Raw genomic sequence first — 19,959 nt, 5'->3', positions numbered from 1 at the left:
CGGAGCCGGCAAGCCGGACTCACCGGCCCTGCCCATCTTCGCCCGCCTCGAAGCCGCTGCGGAAAAACGCCGGGTCCAGCATCACCGGCTGCGGCACCGGCACGCCGGGGAAACGCCCATCGCCCATCTGCCCGTATTCGTTGTCGCCCCAGCATTTGACCCCGCCCGTAGCGGTCAGCGCACACACATGGAAATCGCCGACGGCAACCGCTTGGACCCCACTGCCCAGGCCCGCCACTTCCACCGGCATATACGCCGGCGTGCTGCTGCCGCCGTCGCCGATCTGGCCCCGCGCATTGTTGCCCCAGCACTTCACCACACCGGCGATCACCACGCAGTTGTGGAGGTCGCCCGTGCCCAGTGACTGCACGCCGTTGACGCCGCTCAGCGCCATCGGGGCCGGCGTGCCACCCTGTCCATACACTGAGCTTCCCCAGCACTGGACCCAGTCGAGGGCATCGATCGCGCAGCTGTGCCTGCTGCCTGCACTGACTTTTTTCGTGCCCGGCCACAGGCCCTCGATCAGAACCGTCTGGTAAGGGCTGTCGCTGCCGTAATAGCCGAACTGGCCACCGTCGTTGCTGCCCCAGCACTTCACCGTGCCGGTGGTGGTTACCGCGCAACTGTGCCCCCCACCCGCCGCAACCGAACGGATGCCGCTGACCAGATCGGCCAGCGTCGTCGTCCCGCCGTTGTAGCCGAATGGCGAAATGCCCCAGCAACTGACCCGGCCGGCGCTGTTCAGCGCACAGGTGTGAAACGAACCCGCGTCGATCATCGTTGTATTGCCGGACAGCACCACATTCACCGGCGGATGCGGTTCGAGCGTGGCGGGCACACCAAGCTGGCCCTGGGAATTGTCGCCCCAGCATCGCACCGTATTGCCGACCAGCACGCAGGTATGACGATTACCCGGCGCGAGCATCTGTACGCTGCCGGCTGGCAGACCGATCACGCTGACCGGCGTGAAGCGGCGCACGGAACTGCCATCACCCAACTGGCCGGATCCATTGTTGCCCCAGCACTTCACCGCGCCCGCCGACGTCTTCGCGCAGGTATGGTCCCCGCCGGCGGCCAGCGCAACCACGCCACTGGACAGGCCCACCACATCCACCGGCGTACGCCCGAACACGGGCCACGACACGTCACCGATACCGGTCTGACCCCGGCTGTTCGCCCCCCAGCAGTGCAGCGCACCACCAGCAACGATGGCGCAGCCGTGGTAATCCCCGACCGCCAGCGCGGTCACGCCAGCCAGCCCCGGCACCGGCCCTGCCGTGGTCTGACTGTAAGTTTCAGTGCCGACACCCAACTGGCCGTTGTAATGCGTTCCCCAGCACCGCACCGTGCCATCGCCGCTCCGCGCACAACTGTGGTAATGACCGGCGGCCATCGCCGCCACCCCACTGCCCAGTCCCACCACATCCACCGGTAGCAGGCGATTGGTATTGCTGCCATCGCCCAGTTGTCCAAGGAAATTGTTGCCCCAGCACTTGGCCGCCCAGCCGCCTTCCAGTGTCGCGCAGGTGTGCAGCACGCCGGTGGCAACCGTGGCCACGCCGGAGGCTAGACCCGAAACATTCACCGGCGTCGCCTGGCTTTCGGTGTTGCCGATGCCGAGCTGGCCGCCGGCGTTGTACCCCCAGCACTTCAAGCCACCGTTCGAAGTGGCGATGGCACAGGCATGCGCCTGACCTGTACTGATCGCACGCATGCCACTGCCCATACCCCAGACCAGCCCCGGTACGGCACGGTTGTTGGTACTGCCGTCACCCAGCGAGCCGAAGCTGTTGGCACCCCAGCACAGCACACCGCCGGACGCATTCAACGCGCAGCTGAAACTGCCGCCGACCGCAATCGCCTGCACCCCGCTGGACAGATTCGACACTGGCACCGGCGAAAGCCGTTGCACGGCCGTGCCATCGCCCAGTTGGCCGAAGCTGTTGCGACCCCAGCACCACACCGCCCCGCCCTGGCTCAATGCACAACTGTGATCACGCCCGACCGACACCGCCTGCATGCCCGAATCCAGGCCAGTGACCTGCACCGGCGTGACCCGATCCATGCTGCTGCCATCACCCAGCTGGCCGTATTCGTTGCTGCCCCAGCAATACACCGCGCCTGCGCCGGTCACCGCACAACTGTGCGCAAGGCCGGCGGCCACATCCACCACGTCATCGAACGGCACCAGTCCGGCATTGGCCGGCGATCCGGCCATCCCACCGCCCAGTACGTCGCCGAGCAGCACCAGCACGGCACGAACGGATGCATATGCGTTCATCTGCGCCACCTCCCGTCTCCAACCGGGCGAAATCACACCCGCCTGCACAGGAAGGCGTCAAACCGTGCCGAACCGGCTCAGCTTCGGCCCGGCTACTGCTTGGATCCGGCCTGCCTACACCTGCCCCAGCCGCGCATGGCGGCGCCCGTAGGCGAAATAGATCGCCGCGCCGATCACCAGCCAGACCGCGAAACGCACCCAGGTCAGCGTGGTCAGGTTGAGCATCAGGTAGAAGCACAGCAGCGCCGAAATGACCGGCAGCACCGGCGAGAACGGCACCCGGTACGCGCGCGGCAGGTCCGGGCGGGTGTGCCGCAGCACCAACACCGCGATGCTGACCAGCACGAAGGCGGAAAGCGTGCCGATATTGATCATCTCCTCCAGGATTTCGACCTGGGTGAAGCCGGCCAGCAGCGCCACCGCCGCGCCGGTGATCAATTGCAGCCGCACCGGTGTGCGGCGCGTTTCCGAGGTGACGCTCAGCCAGCGCGGCAGCAGGCCGTCGCGGCTCATCGCCAGCAGCACGCGCGACAGGCCCATCAGCAGCACCATGATGACCGTGGTCAGGCCGACCAGGATGCCAACCGAAATCACCTGCGCCGCCCAGCCCGCTCCGACCGCGACAAAGGCCGTGGCCAGCGACGGATTTTCGGCCTCGGCCAACAAGGTGTACGGCACCATGCCGGTCAGCGCGAAGGCCACGCCGATGTACAGCAGCGTCACCAGCGCCAACCCGCCGAAGATGCCCAGCGGCAAGGTGCGCTGCGGGTTCTTGACCTCTTCGGCCGAGGTGGCCACCACGTCGAAACCGATGAAGGCGAAGAACACCAGCGCCGCCCCGGACAGCACCCCGGCCACGCCGTATTTCGCCGGTGCCGCGCCGGTCATCCACGAGAACAGCGACTGCGACCAGACATCCGCAGTGCCGCCATCGGTCGGCACTGCCGGCGGGATGAAGGGCGACAGATTCTCGGCATTGAAGTAAGTCAGCCCGACCACGATCACGAACACCACGATGCCGACCTTGATGATCGTGAACACGTTGTTGACCCGTGCCGAAATCTTGGTGCCGGCGATCAGCAACGCGGTGAACACGCCGACGATGAACAACGGCCCCCAGTCCATGCCGAGGCCGAACACGTCGAGGGTCGTGGGTATGTGCACATCGAACAGCTCGAACACCATCGCCAGGTAGATGCCCCAGTACTTGGCGATCACCGCGCCGGCGGTCAGCAATTCCAGGATCAGATCCCAGCCGATGATCCATGCCAGGAATTCGCCCAGCGTGGCGTAGGTATAGGTGTAGGCGCTGCCCGCCACCGGGATGCTGGACGCGAACTCGGCGTAGCACATGATCGCCAGCGCGCATGCCAGCGCCGCCAGCAGGAACGACACCGACACCGCCGGCCCGGCAAAACTCCCCGCCGCCCGCGCGCCGACCGAAAAGATGCCTGCACCCACCGCCACTGCCACGCCCAGGATCATCAGATCCCAGGCCGTCAGCGACCGTTTCAACCGCCGCCCCGGCTCGGCCGCGTCGGCGATGGTCTGCTCGATGGATTTGGTGCGGAACAGGCTGCGCGACGGCGTGGCCGGCGACTTGGACGCGGAATTCATTCGGGAATGGCTCGCTTGAAAGGTCTGGCGGATCGAGCCGTGCAGCCTACGCCGTGTGGTGGTGGTGGGACAATCCCGATGCGCCCGCCCGTTCGCCCATCATTGCCACCTCCGGCACAGCCCGTGCGTGGCAAAGCCGCGCGGCGACCCGGATGAAAGCTTGCGCGACAACAAGTATCACTATAGTGTCACTTCATGCGTACCGAACTTGTCACCACCCTCAAACGCCAAGCGACCGAACTGCTCGCCGATATCGAGCGCGACAAGCAGCCGATCCTGATCACCCAGCATGGCCTGCCCAGCGCCTATCTGCTGGACGTGGAGAGCTACCAGCTGATGCAGCAGCGCATGGCCATCCTCGAAGGGATCGCGCGCGGCGAGCAGGCCGCGGCCGAGGGCCGCGTGGCCACGCATGCCCAGGCCCGCAAGCACCTTGACCGATGGCTGAAATAGTCTGGACCGATCCTGCATTGGCCGACCTCGACGCCATTGCCGACTACATCGCACTGGAAAACCCGGCCGCAGCCGCAGCACTGGTCAAACGCATCTTCGAGCACGTCGAACACCTTGCGAACCATCCGGAAAGCGGCAGCCGTCCGCAGGAACTGGGCAAGTCCCGTTATCGCCAGCTCGTGGAATCCACGTGCCGCATCTTCTATCGGCACGACGGACACAAGGTCTTCATCGTGCATGTCATGCGCACCGAGCGCCTGCTGCGTGAAGAGCGGCTCAGTGGTGGCGCAGGCCGAACCGATACCTGATATCCAGACGATCCACCGATCTGCCGCCTGGACCTGCGGCACGGAAAGGCGTCGGCAATTGCCGCCGCCATCCGGGATGGATGGCAATCAGACCATCGGCAGCTTCAACCCCTGCTCCTTCGCGCAGTCGATGGCGATGTCGTAGCCGGCATCGGCATGGCGCATGACACCGGTGCCGGGGTCGTTCCACAGCACGCGTGCGATGCGGCGGTCGGCGTCTTCGCTGCCATCGCAGACGATGACCACGCCGGAGTGCTGCGAGTAGCCCATGCCAACGCCACCGCCGTGGTGCAGCGAAACCCAGGTCGCGCCACCGGCGACGTTGAGCATGGCGTTGAGCAGCGGCCAATCCGATACCGCATCCGAACCATCGCGCATGGCCTCGGTTTCACGATTCGGAGAAGCCACCGAACCCGAGTCCAGATGGTCGCGGCCGATCACGATGGGTGCCTTCAGTTCGCCGTTGCGGACCATTTCATTGAAGGCCAGGCCGAGCTTGTGGCGCAGCCCGAGGCCGACCCAGCAGATGCGCGCCGGCAGGCCTTGGAAGGCGATGCGCTCGCGCGCCATGTCGAGCCAGTTGTGCAGGTGGGCGTCGTCCGGGATCAGCTCCTTGACCTTGGCGTCGGTCTTGTAGATGTCTTCCGGGTCACCGGACAGCGCGACCCAGCGGAACGGGCCGATGCCGCGGCAGAACAGCAGGCGCACGTAAGCCGGCACAAAGCCGGGGAAGTCGAAGGCGTTGATGCAGCCTTCGTCCTGCGCCATCTGGCGGATGTTGTTGCCGTAATCCACGGTCGGGATGCCTTGGGCATGGAAGGCGAGCATGGCTTCAACATGCGTGCGCATGGATTTTTTCGCGGCGTCGCGCACCTTCTCCGGGTTGGATTTTTGCTCGTCGAGCCATTGCTCCACGCTCCAGCCGATCGGCAGATAGCCGTGCACCGGATCGTGCGCGCTGGTCTGGTCGGTGACACAGTCGGGTTTGGCGCCACGGCGCACCAGTTCGGGCAGGATCTCCGCCGCGTTGCCGAGCAGCGCGATGGATTTGGCTTCACCGGCTGCGGTGTACTTTTCGATCCGCGCCAGCGCGTCGTCCAGATCACTGGCCTGCTCATCGACATAGCGCGTGCGCAGGCGGAAATCGATGCACTTCTGCTGGCATTCGATGGTCAGCGAACTGGCACCGGCCAAGCTCGCCGCGAGCGGCTGGGCGCCGCCCATGCCGCCCAGCCCGGCGGTCAGAATCCAGCGCCCGCGCAGGCTGCCGTTGTAGTGCTGCCGGCCCATCTCGACGAAGGTTTCGTAGGTGCCCTGCACGATGCCCTGGCTGCCGATGTAGATCCACGAGCCGGCCGTCATCTGGCCGTACATCATCAGGCCCTTGCGATCCAACTCGTTGAAGTGCTCCCAGTTGGCCCACGCCGGCACAAGATTGGAATTGGCAATCAGCACGCGCGGCGCGTCCGCGTGCGTCGGAAACACGCCGACCGGCTTGCCCGATTGCACCAGCAGGGTCTCATCATCGCCCAGGGTTTTGAGCGTGGCGCAGATCGCGTCGAAGCTGGCCCAGTCGCGCGCGGCGCGGCCGATGCCGCCGTAGACCACCAGATCCTCCGGCCGCTCGGCCACTTCCGGATCGAGGTTGTTCTGCAGCATCCGGAACGGCGCCTCGGTCAGCCAGCTGCGGCAGTTCAGGGTGCTGCCGCGCGGCGCGCGGATGCGACGGGATGGATCGTGACGGGGATCGGTACGGGACATGACGGCCTCTTGCTGAAACGATTTGCTGATTATCGCATCGCCCGCCGCGCACCCTTCACGCAGGTACCACGAAGACAGGAGCGCACACCGCAGGTGGGCGCGAAATCCAGGGTCAATCGTGTCGTGGTACCTGATACCCATCGCGCCCACCTGCGGTGTGCGCTCCTACGACGGCATGCAGCAGCAAGCAGTCGTCGCATGGGCTGGCGTCAGTTACGCACACCGCTCAGCACCTGCCCGCCCTGATGCAGATCGAGCGAAACCACCTTGCCGTCCGCATCACGCTTGAACACGATTTCGATACCGAAAGCCGCCGCTTCGAAGGTATCAGCCGCGCGGGCATCGAGCGGAAATTCGCCCTGCCCGGTGGCCTGTGCGTGTAGTTTTCCATCGCGGGTGCGGACCGTCAGCACGAAGCCCGGCATCAGCGGGTAGTCACCGGCGTAGGCAATCAGTTGCTCATCCGATAGCGCCGGCGCGGACGTGGATTCATCTTTCTCATTGATCCGCGTGGCGGGGAGCACCGCGCCCATCTGCGTCCAGGTGAAGCCGTATTCTCCGTTGGCCTTCTTCTGCGGTGTCAGCAGCGCGTCCAGTTCCAGCGGGAAGAAGTCGCCGGCATCATCGAACGCCAGCGCAATCTCGGGCTGGCCTGCGGCCTGCGCGAACAGGCTGCCGTCGCGCTGGCGCAGCGTCATCTTCATCGCGCCCTGCAGCTGGTAGTCGCCGGCCAGCGCTTCCAGCAATTCCTGTGGCGGTTGCGCCAGTTTGCGCGGCTTGCCGAGCGGGAACGCGGCATCGACCAGATGCAGGCCAAGGCTGCCGAGACTGCCGATCGAATGCCATGCGGTATCGGAGAGGATCACCACGCCGCGCCGCAGTCCGCGATCCACCGAAACGAAGGCGGAAAAACCACCAGTGCCGCCCTCATGCGTATGCACGCGACGGTTGCCGACCTGCGCCAGCATCCAGTTCATCGCCATCGGCGGCTGCTCGCCGACCTGCTGCTGGGCCAGTTCCAGCGCCGGGGAAATGGATGATTCGATGAAGCCCAGGTTGCCCTGCACATAGCGCACCATGTCATCCAGCGTGGCGCGCACGCCGCCGACGCCGGCCAGATCGGTGGCGAAGGTCCAGGCCGGCGTCGGCTTCGTGTTCGGGGTATGGCCGGTGGCAGCACGCACGCCGTCCGGCGGATTGGTGATGTAGGCCGAATCCATGCCCAGCGGTGCGAACAGGCGCTGCTTCAGCAGGGTTTCCAGATCACTGCCGGCACGTCGAGCCACCGCGAGCGACAGCACCATCGAGGCGAAGTTGGAATACTCGAACGCGCTGCCCGGCGCGGCCGACAGCGTGACATCGCCGAGCGAAGCCAGCAACGCTGCTTCGGTGAGGTTGGCGTAAGGGTCGTTCATATCGGTCGCACCCAGCCGCGATGGCAGCGCCGGCAGGCCGCTGGTATGGGTGACGACATGGCGCAGCAGGATCGGCTGGCCTTCGAACTCCGGCACGGCGGCGCCTTCCGGAAGGTAATCGGACAGCGGCTCATCCAGCGATGCCTTGCCTTGGCCGATCAGGTCGGCCAGCAACACGGCCGTCATGGTCTTGCTGACCGAGCCGATCTCGAATGCGGTGTTCACATCGATGCGCGATGCGTCCTTTGGATCGGCGCAGCGGAAGGCGCGCGCCACGGCATCCTGCTCGATCACGGCCACCGCCATGCAGGCGCCGGTGCGGTCACCGGCCAGGCGCTGATCGACCAGTGCGGCCAATCCGGAATCGGTGAGGGCGTATGCGTTCACGGCGAACAATGCGAGAGCGGCGGCAAGCGTGCGAGCCATGGGTTTCATCAGCGGTCTCCTTCGGCACGATGTCTACAGGGTGCCGCAACTGACCGGCGAGTGCGCGCGGATGTGACGGAATCGGTGGCTGGCGATATGAAATGATCACCTTGCCGTAGGCTGTTTTTATGGGGGAGGAAAGGTTTTTGCAGGAGCGCACACCGCAGCGGCGGCGGGCTGCAATCAGCGCTGTTCAACCGCCTCGCGCGGGACATCGCGTACCAGACGGAAGCCGACATCGTCGTAGCCGGATTCCGGATTCACCTGATCGCCACGACGCGACGGCGTGGCATCGCGCCAGCCCAGGCCAAGCAGCGGATGATCGCGGCAGCCGGCGCAGTCGCCAGGCCATTCGCGCACATTGCCCAAGGTCGAATACACGCCCTGAGCGGATTTTTCCGCCGTCGTGGCTGCCGCAGTGCCTTCGCCCTGACAACGCACACCGGCGGTTTCGCAGCTGGCGTTGGCTGGTGCGGTGGTCGCCACACGCCACTCAGCGGCAGCGGGAATCCGGTAGCCGACACCATCGCGCTGGCTCAGCCAGACGGCATACGCCCTGGCATCGGCCAGACTGACGCAGACCACCGGGTGATCTGCGGACTGCGCGAAACCCGGCTCCTGCCAGTTGCGCGTCCGCACCGTCACCACGGCAGTACGGATACGGCACTGGCCTGCCTCCCGGCCCGTGGCACGGGCGAAGGCGGCGTATTGCTGCCGAGTCACCGCAGCCGGCATCACCGCCAGGCCAGGCTGCCCGTTTTCAGGCATGCGCACGATGACCATCGGCGTATTGCCGGCCAAGGTGGCGCCGATGCGGCCGGTGATGATCGGTTGCGAATATTCCGGCTCCAGCAGATCCGCTGCCACGCCCAGCGCCCCGGCGCGGGCACGGGCGGCGCGCAATGCCGACAGATCCTTCGCCGCCAACGCGTTGCGCAGATCAGCGCGCAGCGCGTCGGTCACGCTGTCGCGCAGTTCGCCCAGCGCCTGGCTGTCCTGCAGGGAAAGTCCGCTTTCCAACCGTTCCACATGCGCCAGCAGGGTGCTGGCGGAGGTGTCGTCGCGTTCCTGCAAGGCCTTGCCAAGATAGGGATGCAGCGTACTGATCCAGCGTTCGGCCTGGGCGGTGACGCGGGCATCCGGGCCCAGCAGGCGACGCGCTTCCAGCAACGAATCGATCGCGCTGGCGCCGGCCGGCTGGGTCAGGCGATGGCGGCGGATCTGTTCTGCCGCCGTCATCAGTGCGGCTTCGCCAGGTGGCAGTTCCGGCAGAAGTTCGGTCGCTTCTTCCGCATCGTCGAACCCGGCATCATCGGATGACATGGCCGGCACGACGGCAGATGAAGGTTCAGGCCGTGCCACCTGCGCCACCAGCGGCGTCGCCGGTTGCGGTGCCGCCGCCACGGTGGGTGCCTCGCGCGAACTGCGATACCACAGGCCGCTGACCAGTACCGCCACCAGCAACAGCACCGCCGCTGCGGTCAGCCAGGCGGCCGGGCGCAGCGTGCGCAACCGCTGTATCAGGTGTTCGCCGGACATCGTGCGGGCGGGTTCTGATGGGCGCGGTGCCAGTGCGATGCGGTCCAGCGCCAGCAACATTTCGCGTGCGCTGGCGAAACGTGCTTCCGGCATCTTGGCCATGGCCCGGTCGATGAAACCCTGCCAATGCGCGCGATCCTGCGGCAGTGCCGGCACCGGATCCATCGCGTGCATCAGCGCCAGCGCCACGGTGTCCTGATTCTGGAACGGCAAGCGGCCAGTCAGCATTTCGAAGGTCAGCACGCCGACGCTGTACAGATCGGCCCGCCCATCGACCAGTTCGCCGCGCGCCTGCTCGGGCGCCATGTAGCCCCAGCTGCCGATGGCATTGCCGGCGCCGGTCATGCGGCTGCGGTCGCGGCGGCTGGTGGCGATGCCGAAATCGGTCAGCATCGGCCGGTCGTTCTGGTCGAACAGGACGTTTTCGGCCTTCACGTCGCGGTGCACCACGCCTTGCGCATGGGCGTAGTCCAGCGCGCCAAGCAGCGCCCGCAGTACGCCGATGATGCGCGCCTGGTCGTGGCGCAGATCGCGCTTGCCGATGTGTCCGTTGGACAGGTACGGCATCACGTAATACAGCAGCCCCCATTCCATGCGCCCCACCGCATGGATGCCGACGATGCCCGGATGCTGGAGCTTGGCGATGGTGCGCGCTTCCTTTTCGAAGCGGTGCCGGCTGACCTCGTCGTTGAGCGCCAGCGGCGAAATCACCTTGATCGCCACCTGCCGGTCGAGCGCTTCCTCGATGCCCAGATAGACATAGGACATGCCGCCACGGCCTAGCAGCCGCACCACGCGGTAACCCGGAATTTCGGGCAGCACCGCGCTGAGCAGTTCATCCAGTTCAGCCGGGGAAAGGTCCTGATAGGGCAGCGATGACATGGCGGCGTAAGTATCCAATCCTCATCAGAATACGCTACTTCCCGCAGCCGGGCGCATCATCGCGGGCCGGGTCGCGCGGCCGGACCGTCGGTACATGAAGCGACACACGGAGACTGTATGCTGCACCGTTGCCTTCCACTGCCCGTCTCCGCAATGTCGCACGCCAAGATCCGTACCATCCTGCCGTTCCTGCTGGCCCTGTGCCTTGTCCTGCTGTCGGCCTGCCAGCCCGCCACCCGGCCTGCACACGAGGCGCGTCCACCGCTGCTGGTGCTGGTGTCGATCGACGGGTTCCGCGCCGATTATCTGGAGCGGGAACTGACTCCGACGCTGTGGCAACTGGCGCAATCTGGCGTGCATGTGGAAGCGATGCGGCCGTCGTTTCCTTCGCTGACCTTTCCCAACCACTACAGCCTGGTCACCGGCCTGGTGCCGGACCACCACGGGATCGTGCACAACATGATGCGCGACCCGGCGATCGACGGGCAGCGCTTCACGCTGAGCAACCGCGACGCGGTCGGCAACCGCCAGTGGTGGGATGACGGCCAGCCGATCTGGAACACCGCACGTGCCGCCGGGCTACGCAGCGCGACGATGTTCTGGCCCGGCTCCGAAGCCCCGGTGCGCGGCCACCACCCGCATTACTGGCTGCCGTTCGACATGTCGCTGAGCCCGTCCGCGCGGGTGCAACAGGTGCTGGAGTGGATCGACCTGCCTGCGGCGCAGCGTCCGGATTTCGTCACGCTGTACTTCGACCATGTCGATCACGATGGCCATGTCCACGGCCCGGATTCGGATCAGGTCCGTGCCGCCGTCGCAAGTTCGGATGCCGCCGTCGCCAGACTGGTTGCCGGCCTGCGCGAACGCGGGATCTGGGAGGACATCAATCTGATCGTGCTGTCCGACCACGGCATGGCCGCGACGCCGCCGGAGCAGATCATCCGGCTCGACGAGCATGTGCCGCGCAAGCTGTTCCGGATGATTACCGCCGGCCCGCTGGCCGGGCTGGAGCCGCGTGAAGGCCGCGAAGCCGAACTGGAAGCGGCGTTGTCGCAGCCGATTCCGCATGTCCAGTGCTGGCACAAGACGCGGATGCCCGAACGCTTCCGCTACGGCAGCCACCGCCGCGTGCCGACCTGGCAATGCCTGGGCGACGAGGGCTGGACGATCTACGACAGCGCGATCCTGAAACAGCACACGCCTAACCCCGGCGCGCACGGTTTCGACCCGGCGCTGGCGTCGATGGCTTCGCTGTTCGTCGCGCACGGTCCGGATTTCGCCCCCGGCGCGCGTGTGGCGGACTTCGACAATGTCGACGTCTACCCGCTGCTGGCACGCCTGTTGCGCATCACCCCCGAAGCCCACGATGGCGATCCGACCAGCACCCTGCCGCTGATGCGCGAAGGCCGCGATTTCAGCCCGGCGCGTTATTGAAGTTCGCGGTGGGTGATACGGCGCCCCTCGGCATCTATCCGGGAATGCAGCCGCTGAAACACATCGCGACACCGGAACTGCCGCAGCCCGGGTAAGCGCAGCGCTCCCGGGACCGGATTCATCCGGAACGCAGCACCCACGTCAGCGTTGCAGGCAAGGCCACACCCGGGACAGGGTCATGGGAAGGTGCGGCGATGCCTTACCCGGGCTACAAAAGCCTGAGATTTCCGCAGCGACGAGATGGTCGGTGATCAGATGCGGCGCCCAGCAGGCTCGCCCGGCTTTCAGCTGCGGCTTTTCCATAGCGCACGCAACGCCGCCAGCGGGAAATGCACGGTGATGCCCAGCGGCACCAGCAGGCGTAGCCACCATGGGCTGGTGGCCGCGTCGAAGCGTTGGAAATAGCGCCACATGCCGCGATGCTTCTGCCATTCCACCCAGACCGGACGGCGGCGGCTGGAGGTGCCCTTCAGATGCGTGACCGGCACACTGGTATCAACCGCGATGCGCCAGCCGGCGTCGAGCACGCGCCGGCACAGGTCCAGATCCTCGCAGTGCAGCACATAGCCTTCATCAAAGCCGCCGAGTTGCTGGAACAGTGCACGCGGCATCAGCATCAGCGCGCCGGACGTGGCTTCAACGTCGATCAGGCCGTCCACCTCGACCGCTTCAGCCGTGGTGTTGCGGCCGAGCAGTTCACCGATGGCGCGCATCGGCAACGGTGTCCGACGCCGCGCCGCCGCCTGCGCTGATCCATCGGCATTGCGCAGATCGGCGCCGAGGATGCCCAGCTGCGGCGTGGCATCCAGCCGCCGGCAAAGTTCCGGCACGGCATCGGGTGCCAGCCGGCAGTCGGGATTGATGAACAGCAGGCGCGCTGCACCCGCCAGCGCCGCGCCCTGGTTGCAGGCCACGGCAAAGCCCCGGTTGTCGGGATTTTTCACCACGCGCACGCGCGCATCGGCCGGCAAGCGGTCGGGCGCGCCATCACGCGAGGCGTTGTCGACCACCACCACATCCAGCGGCATCCGCTGCGCCAGCAGATCGTTGACGCAATCGATCAGGCAACCGCCGCTGTCGTGGCTGACGACCACGGCGGTGAGTTGCGACGCCGCGTGTGCGCCATCGTCCGGGTTTTGCGGAACCGGCGACTCAGGCGCCGATGGCATCACGCCATTCCGCCGCATGCGCACGCGCGTGCTCGAACACCGCCGGCCACACCGCAAGACCTTCGGCCAGACCCTGCAATTCAGCGCGGAAGGCGGCTGCGCACCCGGCACGATCCAGCCCAGCCGGCCAACCCGCCAGACGTGGCACTTCACCACCGACCAGCGCCTTGCCCTGGGCTTCCACCGCTGCGCGCAGGTCCGCCAGCCAGTACACCGGCGGAGATTTTTCCGAGGCCAGCATCTGCTGCATGCGCCCGATCACCGTGGAGCGGTGGTAGGCCAGATATTCGGACAGATAGCGATCCAGGGTCTCATCCGAACCGCCGGCCATGTCGGCCAGACGCGCGGCCATCACTGCCAGGCGCTGCGCCGGTTCGGCCGAATACAGGTCCTGCGCCACGTAGGCGGCCAGCCCGGCCAGGCATTGCGCGGCATCCGGCCGGCCCAGCGCATCATCGGCGGCATTGCCCGGCGCAATCCGCGCCAGCGCCTGCGGAAAGCCCAGATCGGTGGCCTGCGGATGCACCAGACGCAGCAGCGCGGCGAACAGTTCTCCATGCGATGCAGCACCCGGCAGCGTGCACGGCAGCAGCTGGCCTGCATCCAGTGCCAGCGGCGCCAGACGATCGCCCTGTCCGACCTGGTAGTGGCGCGTTCCGACCCACAGCGAAGGCTCGCGATAACCGGCCAGATAGCTGTCGCGCGAGGCCACCAGACCGGCGCGTTCGGCCGGATCCAGGCGGAATGGCAGGGTCGGATCGTTCAGCGCGAAGCGCCCTGCGCGGCCCACCGTGGTCCACGCCACGCGCCGTTCCGGATGCAGCGCCGGCGCGCGCGAGGCGACCACGCCGAACAGCCCTTCTGGCTGCAAGGCGGCATCGGACTGAAGCGACATCGCTTCGGCCAGAGACAGACCACATACCGCCAGATGCGCGGCCAATGGATCGGCATCAGGTGCGGCACCGGCCGTCTGTGCGGCCTGAGGCGAATCGAAACTGCGCAGTGCGAAGGCGCGTGCATCGGCGAACAGCCCCGACGCCCGCTCCGGGTGATCGAGCAGCGGTAGCGCGGTATCGGCGTCCAGCACCAGCGCACGGCTGCCAGCGGCCAGAAGTGTCACCAGATTGCGCGCGGCACCCGTACCGCTGCCAGCCGGCGTCAGCAGCCAGCGCAGCGTTTCAGCCTGCTGCGGGAAGGCCTGTGCCAGCCGCTTGCGGATGGCCTCGACCTGCGTCGCGTCCACATGCCGGACGCTGAGCCCGCTGTTGCGCGCGAAATCCGCCACGGCGTCCGCATGCTCACGCGCCAGCGCTTCATCCGTGGACAGATCCACGATATGCACCGGCCACTGGAAGCCGAAGCGCTGCACATGCGCGGCCAGCGCATCCAGCGCGTTGCGCAGCACGCCGGAGGCCGACGGCGCGCACAGGAACAGCCCGGCCACCGGCACCTGCTTCTGCGTCTGCGCAGCTGCGGCATCGGCGCTGAAGCCCGCGATGAACTGCGCATCGCTGCGCATCAGGCCACGCGCCACGAACATGTCCAGCACCTTTTGCACCGCCGCTTCCTGCCCCTTCAGCGCCGGCAGCGCCTGCACGATGCGCGCCACGTGCTGCTCCATCGGCAGAAAGCCCTGGCACAACGCGAACGCCTGCGCCACGTCGCGCGTCATCACATGGCTGCGGCCGGTCGCGGTTTCGAAGAACACCGCTTCCTCGCCACCCAGATCGGCCACGCGGCCATCGACGGCGGCGAACAACGGTGGAATGGCGGCGGGTGTGGTGGAAGAAACTTGCATGGCGAATCCGTGGTTTGAGGGGTAAACAGCGCGCTGCCGGATGCTGGCGATACGCGATTTCGATCAGTGACAAACGCGGCGCGAATCCGGAACGGCGCTGGCAAGGAGCCGCCGCGCAATGCCATGGGGCGGCCGCGCTGCCGGAAACGTCAGCCGCTGGCGAGCCGTGCTTCCAGCACCTGGCGGGCAGCGCGTTCGCGCTCCAGTTCCGCCTCCAGTTCCTGCAGGCGCAGTCCGGCGGCGATGTGCCGGCGCACTTCTTCGTTGTAGTGCTGGTAGACGCTTTCCTGCGCATCGCCGAACAGGGCCAGCGACGGCAACGGCGGCAATCCGCCGGGCGCGTTGCTGCACACCGCGATGTAGTAGACCGGCGCGAACGACAGATTCTCGCTCACGGAGTCGTTGTCCTGATCCAGCACCGCCGCCTGCCATCCCGGGGCCGCTGGTGGCGCCGACACGTCCCACAACGCCGACTGGAACAGCAGCTTCTGCCCGAACAGCCGGAACGCGGAAAAGCGCGACGCCAGCAAGGCTTCGAATTCGTCGCGGTACAACTCGCGCACATGGAATTCGTTGGTGCAACCGGTCAGGTCGGTATAGGTGTGCTTGTCGGGCGTGGAGACCAGCAGCACGCCGCCGGGGCGCAGCAGCCGGACGAAGCCATCGAGCATGCGCTCCTGCTCGTGCACGTGTTCCAGCGTCTCGAAACTGGTGATCAGATCGAAACCCGCGCCGTCCCAATCATCCAGCGCAGTGCAGTCGGCCACTTCGAAACGCAGGTTGGCGCGATCGCCGTAGCGCGCGCGGGCGTGTTCGATCGCCTGGCCGGAGATATCCAACCCGACCACTTCATCGGCCACCTGCGCCATCAGGGCCGCGCCATAACCTTCGCCGCAGGCGGCATCCAGCACCCGCAGGCCACGCGCGAACGGGCGCGCGAAGGCGTAGCGGTGCATGTGTTCGTACCAGATTTCGCGCACGCACTCAGGCGTGAAACGCTCGCCGGTGAATTCCAGGACAGGATCGGTCATTGCGGAGAGAACAGGTCGCTCTGGACAGCCGCCGCAGGCGGCGCAGCGGCAGTGGAAGGAGTCGGCTCACGCAGCGCCGCAAGGATGCGTTCGCGCAACGGCGCCAGCGGGTCGGCCAGGATGAATTCGGCCACCATCGCATTGTAGTGGGGATAGCGCGCATTGAGCCGGGCCAGGTTCTCGCCGCCGGGATGATGCCCTTCCAGACTGAAGGAGGCGCCACCCTGATGCCCGACATAGGCGGTATCGCACAGCACATTGCGCCAGCCATGGCCGGTGGCGCGCAGGCAAAAATCATTTTCCTCGCCATAGCCGCGCCCGAAGGTCGCCATGTCGAAATCGCCCAGCGCATCCAGCGCGGCGCGGCGCATGAACATGCAGAAGCCCACGCCGGTGGGCAGCTCCGGATACTGCGGCGACGGATTGGCGGCCAGCAGTTTGGCCAATTGCGCGGATTCCTCTTCACCAGGCAGCGGTGAAGGTTCGCAGAAACGCGGGAAGGAACAGATCTCGGCGTTGTTCGACCACGGCGTGATCGTGGCGATGCGCGGATCGGACTGCGCACAGGCCAGCATCGCTTCGAACCAGCCGGGCGTGGCCACGGTGTCGGAATTGAGCAGGATCACGTCATCCGGCGCGGTTTGCGCCAGGGCCAGATTGACATTGCCGATGAAGCCGAGGTTTTCCGCCCGCCGCGTCATCTCGATGCGCAGCCGGCCGCGCTGCTGCATCTGTTCGATCACCTGCGCCACCGCCGCATCGGGCGAGGCATCGTCGGCGATGAAGATGCGGACATCCGCCGGCACGGTGTGTTCGAGGCTGGCCAGACAACGCGCCAGCTCATCGGCGGCGCGATAGACCGGTATCACGATGCTGGTCGCCATGTTCAACTCCAGTGGTGCGCGATCCGCACACTGCCCAGCTGGCGCGACTGGCCACGAATCGTGATGCCGCGCTCAACCGTATCGAACAGGCGCAGCCCTTCCGGATCCAGCGCGTGCAGGCGCAGGATATAGCTGCCGGGCAGCAACGGCAGATCGCGCAGATCCACCCGGTAGCGCCAATGGTGTTCGCCCACGGGAGACGGTGCTGCCTGTTCCACTTCGCTGGAAGTGCCGAAAATCGCCGTGCCATCCACGCGCACGATGCCGAAGGCCAGATGCGGCGTGCGGCCATCAGGCGAATACACCTCGACCTCCAGCGCCAGACTGCCACCGGCCGGCACCAGCCGCACGGCTTCGTCTTCGCTGTCATCCAGCAGCACACGCGTGATGCGGTAGTGCTCGCCGGAATAGTTCGCTTCCAGCGTCGGGCCGTGCTGCTCGGCCTGCTTGCGCTCGTGGAAGGCCAGGTAATCCTGGGTCACGTCGAACACATCGCCATAGGCCTGCACCCGGCCCTGGTTGAGCCACAGTGCCTGCTTGCACAGCTTCTGCACGTGGTACATCGAGTGCGACACCAGCAGCAGCGTACCGCCCGAATCCAGATAGTCCTCGATCCAGCGGATGCACTTCTTCTGGAACGACTCATCGCCCACCGCCAGCACTTCATCGGTGACCAGCAGATCCGGCCGCACCGCCGCGATCACGGCAAAACCCAGCCGCACCACCATCCCCGACGAGTAGTGTTTGACCGGTTCGTCCAGATAACGCCCGATGTCGGCGAAGGCGACGATTTCATCGAAACGCTCGCGCACCTGGGCCGCGTTCCAGCCCATGAATCCGGCGGCAATGCCGATGTTGTCGCGGCCGGTCTGTTCCAGATCGAAACCAGCACCCAGCTCCAGCAGCGCACCCATCGTGCCGCTGCGCTGGATCACACCGCTGCTGGGTTGCAGCACGCCGGAAATCAGCTTCAGCAATGTCGACTTGCCGGCGCCGTTCTCACCAATGATGCCCAGCGACTCGCCGCGCCGCACCGTGAACCCGACATCGCGCAGCACTTCCCACTGCGGAAACGGGCGCCCAAAAAGAATCCGCCCGAACGAGGCCAGGCGGGTACGCGCATCACCGCTGCGCGGATAGGACTTGGCGACATGCTCGGCGTGCAGCAGCACCGGATTCACAGGAACTCCGCTCACAGGAACTCCCGCAGATAAGGCCGGAAGCGCCGCGACATTGCCCAGGCCAGCAACAGCGTCACCGCAGCAGCGAGCAATCCCGGCCACGGCAACGCAGTCGACGCGTCCTGCCACAGCAAGGGTCCGCGCACGCCGTTGATCAGACTGCTCATCGGATTGACCTGCGACCAAGTGCCGAACATGCCGGTCAGCAGACTCGCGTCATAAAGGATCGGCGACATGAACATCCATGCCATCAACAGATAGCCCAGGATCTGCTGGGTATCACGCGCAAACACGGTACAGATCGCACCGATCTGCGCCAGCGCCAATGCGAATACGAACATGCCGATCCAGCTCGGTAGCGCCAGCGGCAGCCATGTCAGCGCGACATTGCCCTTCCACAACGCCAGCACCACGACCACCAGCAGAAAACCGGCGCCATGCACGATAAAGGCCGCGATCACCCGCGCCGCGACCACATCCCAGGTCGATACGGCCACCTTGGCCAGCAGCCCGGCGCCATCGATCAGCGCGGATGCACCACGCGCCACCGCCTCGGAAAACGCGAACCACGGCCACATGCCCAGCGCCAGGAAGACCACATACCCGCCCTCATCCAACCCCGGCACCCGCGCCTTGAAGATGTGCACGAACACCACCGCAAACACCAGCAACTGCAACAACGGCGCCAGCACTGTCCATGCCGCACCGAGGAGGTTGGCGGTGAAGCGTTGGCGGAGGTCTTGGCGCACAAGCAGCCAAATCAAGGGTGTCGACATCAACAGCGCAACACAAAGGGCGGAATAATCATAACCGTCGGATGCCCCTTCTTGGCCGAGGACTCTTAGGTGGCTGCAATCAGCCGCCTCAAATCAGTACTCCAGCGTGGGAAGCACCTTCATAGTTTCATCATTCAGTCGCAGTGGCTCTGACATAAATTTACCCACGTAATCCTGCCGAGCCGCAAAACGAAACTCTGCCCTGATCTTGGTTATAATTTCTTCCTTGACCTCCTCGTATGCCAGCACCCGGGCAGGTGTTTCCTGCTCGTAGCGAATCACATGATACCCGTACCTGGAGAGAATCGGCTGAGATACTTCACCCACCTTCCTCATGCCAAATACCGCCTCAGTGAATACGGGATCAAAATCCTTATGATTTACACCACGCACCCAGCCCACCAGATCCACATTGGGATCATCCGAATATTCCTCAAAGACCTCATCGAAATCAGAACCAGCCTTCAATGCATTATATACTTGCTCAGCAATATCTTTCGCATCCTCAGCTGAGCGCTGCTCACCAGCCATAACCAGGATATGCCTAACATCACGCGTGGCTGGAATGCTGTATTCGTCCTTTCTCGCAATATAGCGTTCCTTTGCAAGGACCTCATAGTCAGGCTCTTCCAGCGAGGCCATATGATTTGCAAGATGCCGACGTGCCAGCAACTCTTCGGTCTGCACCCTAATATCCGCCAATATCTCAGAGGACTTGTCCAGTCCAGCCTTGCGCGCATCTTCTGCCATCTGACGGGCGGTGAGCAGTTCATCCACCATCGAAGCCACTTTGGTCCCGTCAGCATAGAAGCTCGACCATGCATCTTCGGACAGACCTGAGCGCAGCTTTGCCCGCAGATCACCCATGGTGATCGAGACACCGCCGCGCTCCGCAACAACCGCATCGTCCGGAAGATATCCTACAGGTTCGGCCTCACTAGAGAAAACAGTTTCCGAGAATGGAAACAAAATAAAAAAAAACAGCTTATACACCATCAACCTAT

At 65.5% G+C, this 19,959-nt stretch carries 15 protein-coding genes; 3 read left to right on the top strand and 12 right to left on the bottom strand.

Annotated features, from left to right (window positions below):
* Window positions 1-19: 19 nt before the first annotated feature.
* Both WDB66_RS04135 and WDB66_RS04130 read right to left on the bottom strand, forming a co-directional pair.
* The gene (locus WDB66_RS04135; protein ID WP_339397279.1) at window positions 20-2,281 is read right to left on the bottom strand and encodes an RCC1 domain-containing protein; all 2,262 of its coding nucleotides are present in this window, start codon (window positions 2,279-2,281) and stop codon (window positions 20-22) included.
* A gap of 114 nt (window positions 2,282-2,395) precedes the next feature.
* Window positions 2,396-3,898, bottom strand: coding sequence for an amino acid permease (locus WDB66_RS04130; protein WP_339397278.1), 1,503 nt, complete (start codon window positions 3,896-3,898; stop codon window positions 2,396-2,398).
* Between the two features lie 195 nt (window positions 3,899-4,093).
* Between WDB66_RS04130 and WDB66_RS04125 the strand changes: the two genes are divergently transcribed.
* A complete protein-coding gene (locus tag WDB66_RS04125) occupies window positions 4,094-4,351 on the top strand; it encodes a type II toxin-antitoxin system Phd/YefM family antitoxin (RefSeq protein WP_339397277.1) in 258 nt (85 codons plus the stop codon).
* A complete protein-coding gene (locus tag WDB66_RS04120) occupies window positions 4,339-4,659 on the top strand; it encodes a type II toxin-antitoxin system RelE/ParE family toxin (protein ID WP_339397276.1) in 321 nt (106 codons plus the stop codon). The genes WDB66_RS04125 and WDB66_RS04120 overlap by 13 nt, the downstream gene beginning before the upstream one ends.
* Window positions 4,660-4,746: 87 nt before the next feature.
* On the opposite strand, the gene hutU is transcribed toward WDB66_RS04120, so the two are convergent.
* The 3 genes from hutU to WDB66_RS04105 all read right to left on the bottom strand — a co-directional run bounded on the left by hutU (window position 4,747) and on the right by WDB66_RS04105 (window position 10,682).
* Window positions 4,747-6,420, bottom strand: a complete 1,674-nt coding sequence (hutU, locus tag WDB66_RS04115) for a urocanate hydratase (RefSeq protein WP_339397275.1) — start codon at window positions 6,418-6,420, stop codon at window positions 4,747-4,749.
* A 209-nt stretch (window positions 6,421-6,629) separates the two neighbouring features.
* Entirely contained in the window at window positions 6,630-8,270 is a 1,641-nt protein-coding gene (locus WDB66_RS04110) for a serine hydrolase (RefSeq protein ID WP_339397274.1), read from the bottom strand.
* 174 nt (window positions 8,271-8,444) lie between these two features.
* A complete protein-coding gene (locus WDB66_RS04105) occupies window positions 8,445-10,682 on the bottom strand; it encodes a bifunctional serine/threonine-protein kinase/formylglycine-generating enzyme family protein (RefSeq protein WP_339397273.1) in 2,238 nt (745 codons plus the stop codon).
* A gap of 153 nt (window positions 10,683-10,835) precedes the next feature.
* Between WDB66_RS04105 and WDB66_RS04100 the strand changes: the two genes are divergently transcribed.
* Entirely contained in the window at window positions 10,836-12,116 is a 1,281-nt protein-coding gene (locus tag WDB66_RS04100; RefSeq protein ID WP_339397272.1) for an alkaline phosphatase family protein, read from the top strand.
* Between the two features lie 284 nt (window positions 12,117-12,400).
* Here WDB66_RS04100 and WDB66_RS04095 read toward each other — a convergent pair whose 3' ends face one another.
* The 7 genes from WDB66_RS04095 to WDB66_RS04065 all read right to left on the bottom strand — a co-directional run bounded on the left by WDB66_RS04095 (window position 12,401) and on the right by WDB66_RS04065 (window position 19,951).
* The gene (locus tag WDB66_RS04095) at window positions 12,401-13,285 is read right to left on the bottom strand and encodes a glycosyltransferase family 2 protein (protein WP_339397271.1); all 885 of its coding nucleotides are present in this window, start codon (window positions 13,283-13,285) and stop codon (window positions 12,401-12,403) included.
* Window positions 13,269-15,083: a hypothetical protein gene (locus WDB66_RS04090; protein WP_339397270.1), complete on the bottom strand. Its 1,815-nt coding sequence runs from the start codon at window positions 15,081-15,083 to the stop codon at window positions 13,269-13,271. The genes WDB66_RS04095 and WDB66_RS04090 overlap by 17 nt, the downstream gene beginning before the upstream one ends.
* Window positions 15,084-15,232: 149 nt before the next feature.
* Window positions 15,233-16,114, bottom strand: a complete 882-nt coding sequence (locus WDB66_RS04085; RefSeq protein ID WP_339397269.1) for a class I SAM-dependent methyltransferase — start codon at window positions 16,112-16,114, stop codon at window positions 15,233-15,235.
* On the bottom strand, window positions 16,111-16,998 hold the full coding sequence (locus WDB66_RS04080; protein WP_339397268.1) for a glycosyltransferase family 2 protein: 888 nt from the start codon (window positions 16,996-16,998) through the stop codon (window positions 16,111-16,113). Before WDB66_RS04080 ends, WDB66_RS04085 begins: the two co-directional genes overlap by 4 nt.
* Window positions 16,999-17,000: 2 nt before the next feature.
* Window positions 17,001-18,194 (bottom strand): ABC transporter ATP-binding protein, encoded by a 1,194-nt coding sequence (locus WDB66_RS04075; RefSeq protein WP_339397267.1) that lies wholly within the window; start codon window positions 18,192-18,194, stop codon window positions 17,001-17,003.
* Window positions 18,191-18,955, bottom strand: coding sequence for an ABC transporter permease (locus tag WDB66_RS04070; RefSeq protein WP_339397266.1), 765 nt, complete (start codon window positions 18,953-18,955; stop codon window positions 18,191-18,193). The genes WDB66_RS04075 and WDB66_RS04070 overlap by 4 nt, the downstream gene beginning before the upstream one ends.
* Window positions 18,956-19,048: 93 nt before the next feature.
* Entirely contained in the window at window positions 19,049-19,951 is a 903-nt protein-coding gene (locus tag WDB66_RS04065) for a peptidylprolyl isomerase (RefSeq protein ID WP_339397265.1), read from the bottom strand.
* Between the last annotated feature and the right edge of the window lie 8 nt (window positions 19,952-19,959).

The organism is Denitratimonas organivorans, assembly GCF_037478135.1.
Taxonomy (GTDB): domain Bacteria; phylum Pseudomonadota; class Gammaproteobacteria; order Xanthomonadales; family Xanthomonadaceae; genus Denitratimonas.
Note: the sequence above shows the minus strand (reverse complement) of the source record. Positions and strands in the feature narration are given on the sequence as shown.

Bases quoted from the DNA above. Each gene is read 5' to 3' on its own strand.
- WDB66_RS04135 (WP_339397279.1), bottom strand. From the start codon at position 2,281: ATGAACGCATATGCATCCGTTCGTGCCGTGCTGGTGCTGCTCGGCGAC.
- WDB66_RS04130 (WP_339397278.1), bottom strand. From the start codon at position 3,898: ATGAATTCCGCGTCCAAGTCGCCGGCCACGCCGTCGCGCAGCCTGTTC.
- WDB66_RS04125 (WP_339397277.1), top strand. From the start codon at position 4,094: ATGCGTACCGAACTTGTCACCACCCTCAAACGCCAAGCGACCGAACTG.
- WDB66_RS04120 (WP_339397276.1), top strand. From the start codon at position 4,339: ATGGCTGAAATAGTCTGGACCGATCCTGCATTGGCCGACCTCGACGCC.
- hutU (WP_339397275.1), bottom strand. From the start codon at position 6,420: ATGTCCCGTACCGATCCCCGTCACGATCCATCCCGTCGCATCCGCGCG.
- WDB66_RS04110 (WP_339397274.1), bottom strand. From the start codon at position 8,270: ATGAAACCCATGGCTCGCACGCTTGCCGCCGCTCTCGCATTGTTCGCC.
- WDB66_RS04105 (WP_339397273.1), bottom strand. From the start codon at position 10,682: ATGTCATCGCTGCCCTATCAGGACCTTTCCCCGGCTGAACTGGATGAA.
- WDB66_RS04100 (WP_339397272.1), top strand. From the start codon at position 10,836: ATGTCGCACGCCAAGATCCGTACCATCCTGCCGTTCCTGCTGGCCCTG.
- WDB66_RS04095 (WP_339397271.1), bottom strand. From the start codon at position 13,285: ATGCCATCGGCGCCTGAGTCGCCGGTTCCGCAAAACCCGGACGATGGC.
- WDB66_RS04090 (WP_339397270.1), bottom strand. From the start codon at position 15,083: ATGCAAGTTTCTTCCACCACACCCGCCGCCATTCCACCGTTGTTCGCC.
- WDB66_RS04085 (WP_339397269.1), bottom strand. From the start codon at position 16,114: ATGACCGATCCTGTCCTGGAATTCACCGGCGAGCGTTTCACGCCTGAG.
- WDB66_RS04080 (WP_339397268.1), bottom strand. From the start codon at position 16,998: ATGGCGACCAGCATCGTGATACCGGTCTATCGCGCCGCCGATGAGCTG.
- WDB66_RS04070 (WP_339397266.1), bottom strand. From the start codon at position 18,955: ATGTCGACACCCTTGATTTGGCTGCTTGTGCGCCAAGACCTCCGCCAA.
- WDB66_RS04065 (WP_339397265.1), bottom strand. From the start codon at position 19,951: ATGGTGTATAAGCTGTTTTTTTTTATTTTGTTTCCATTCTCGGAAACT.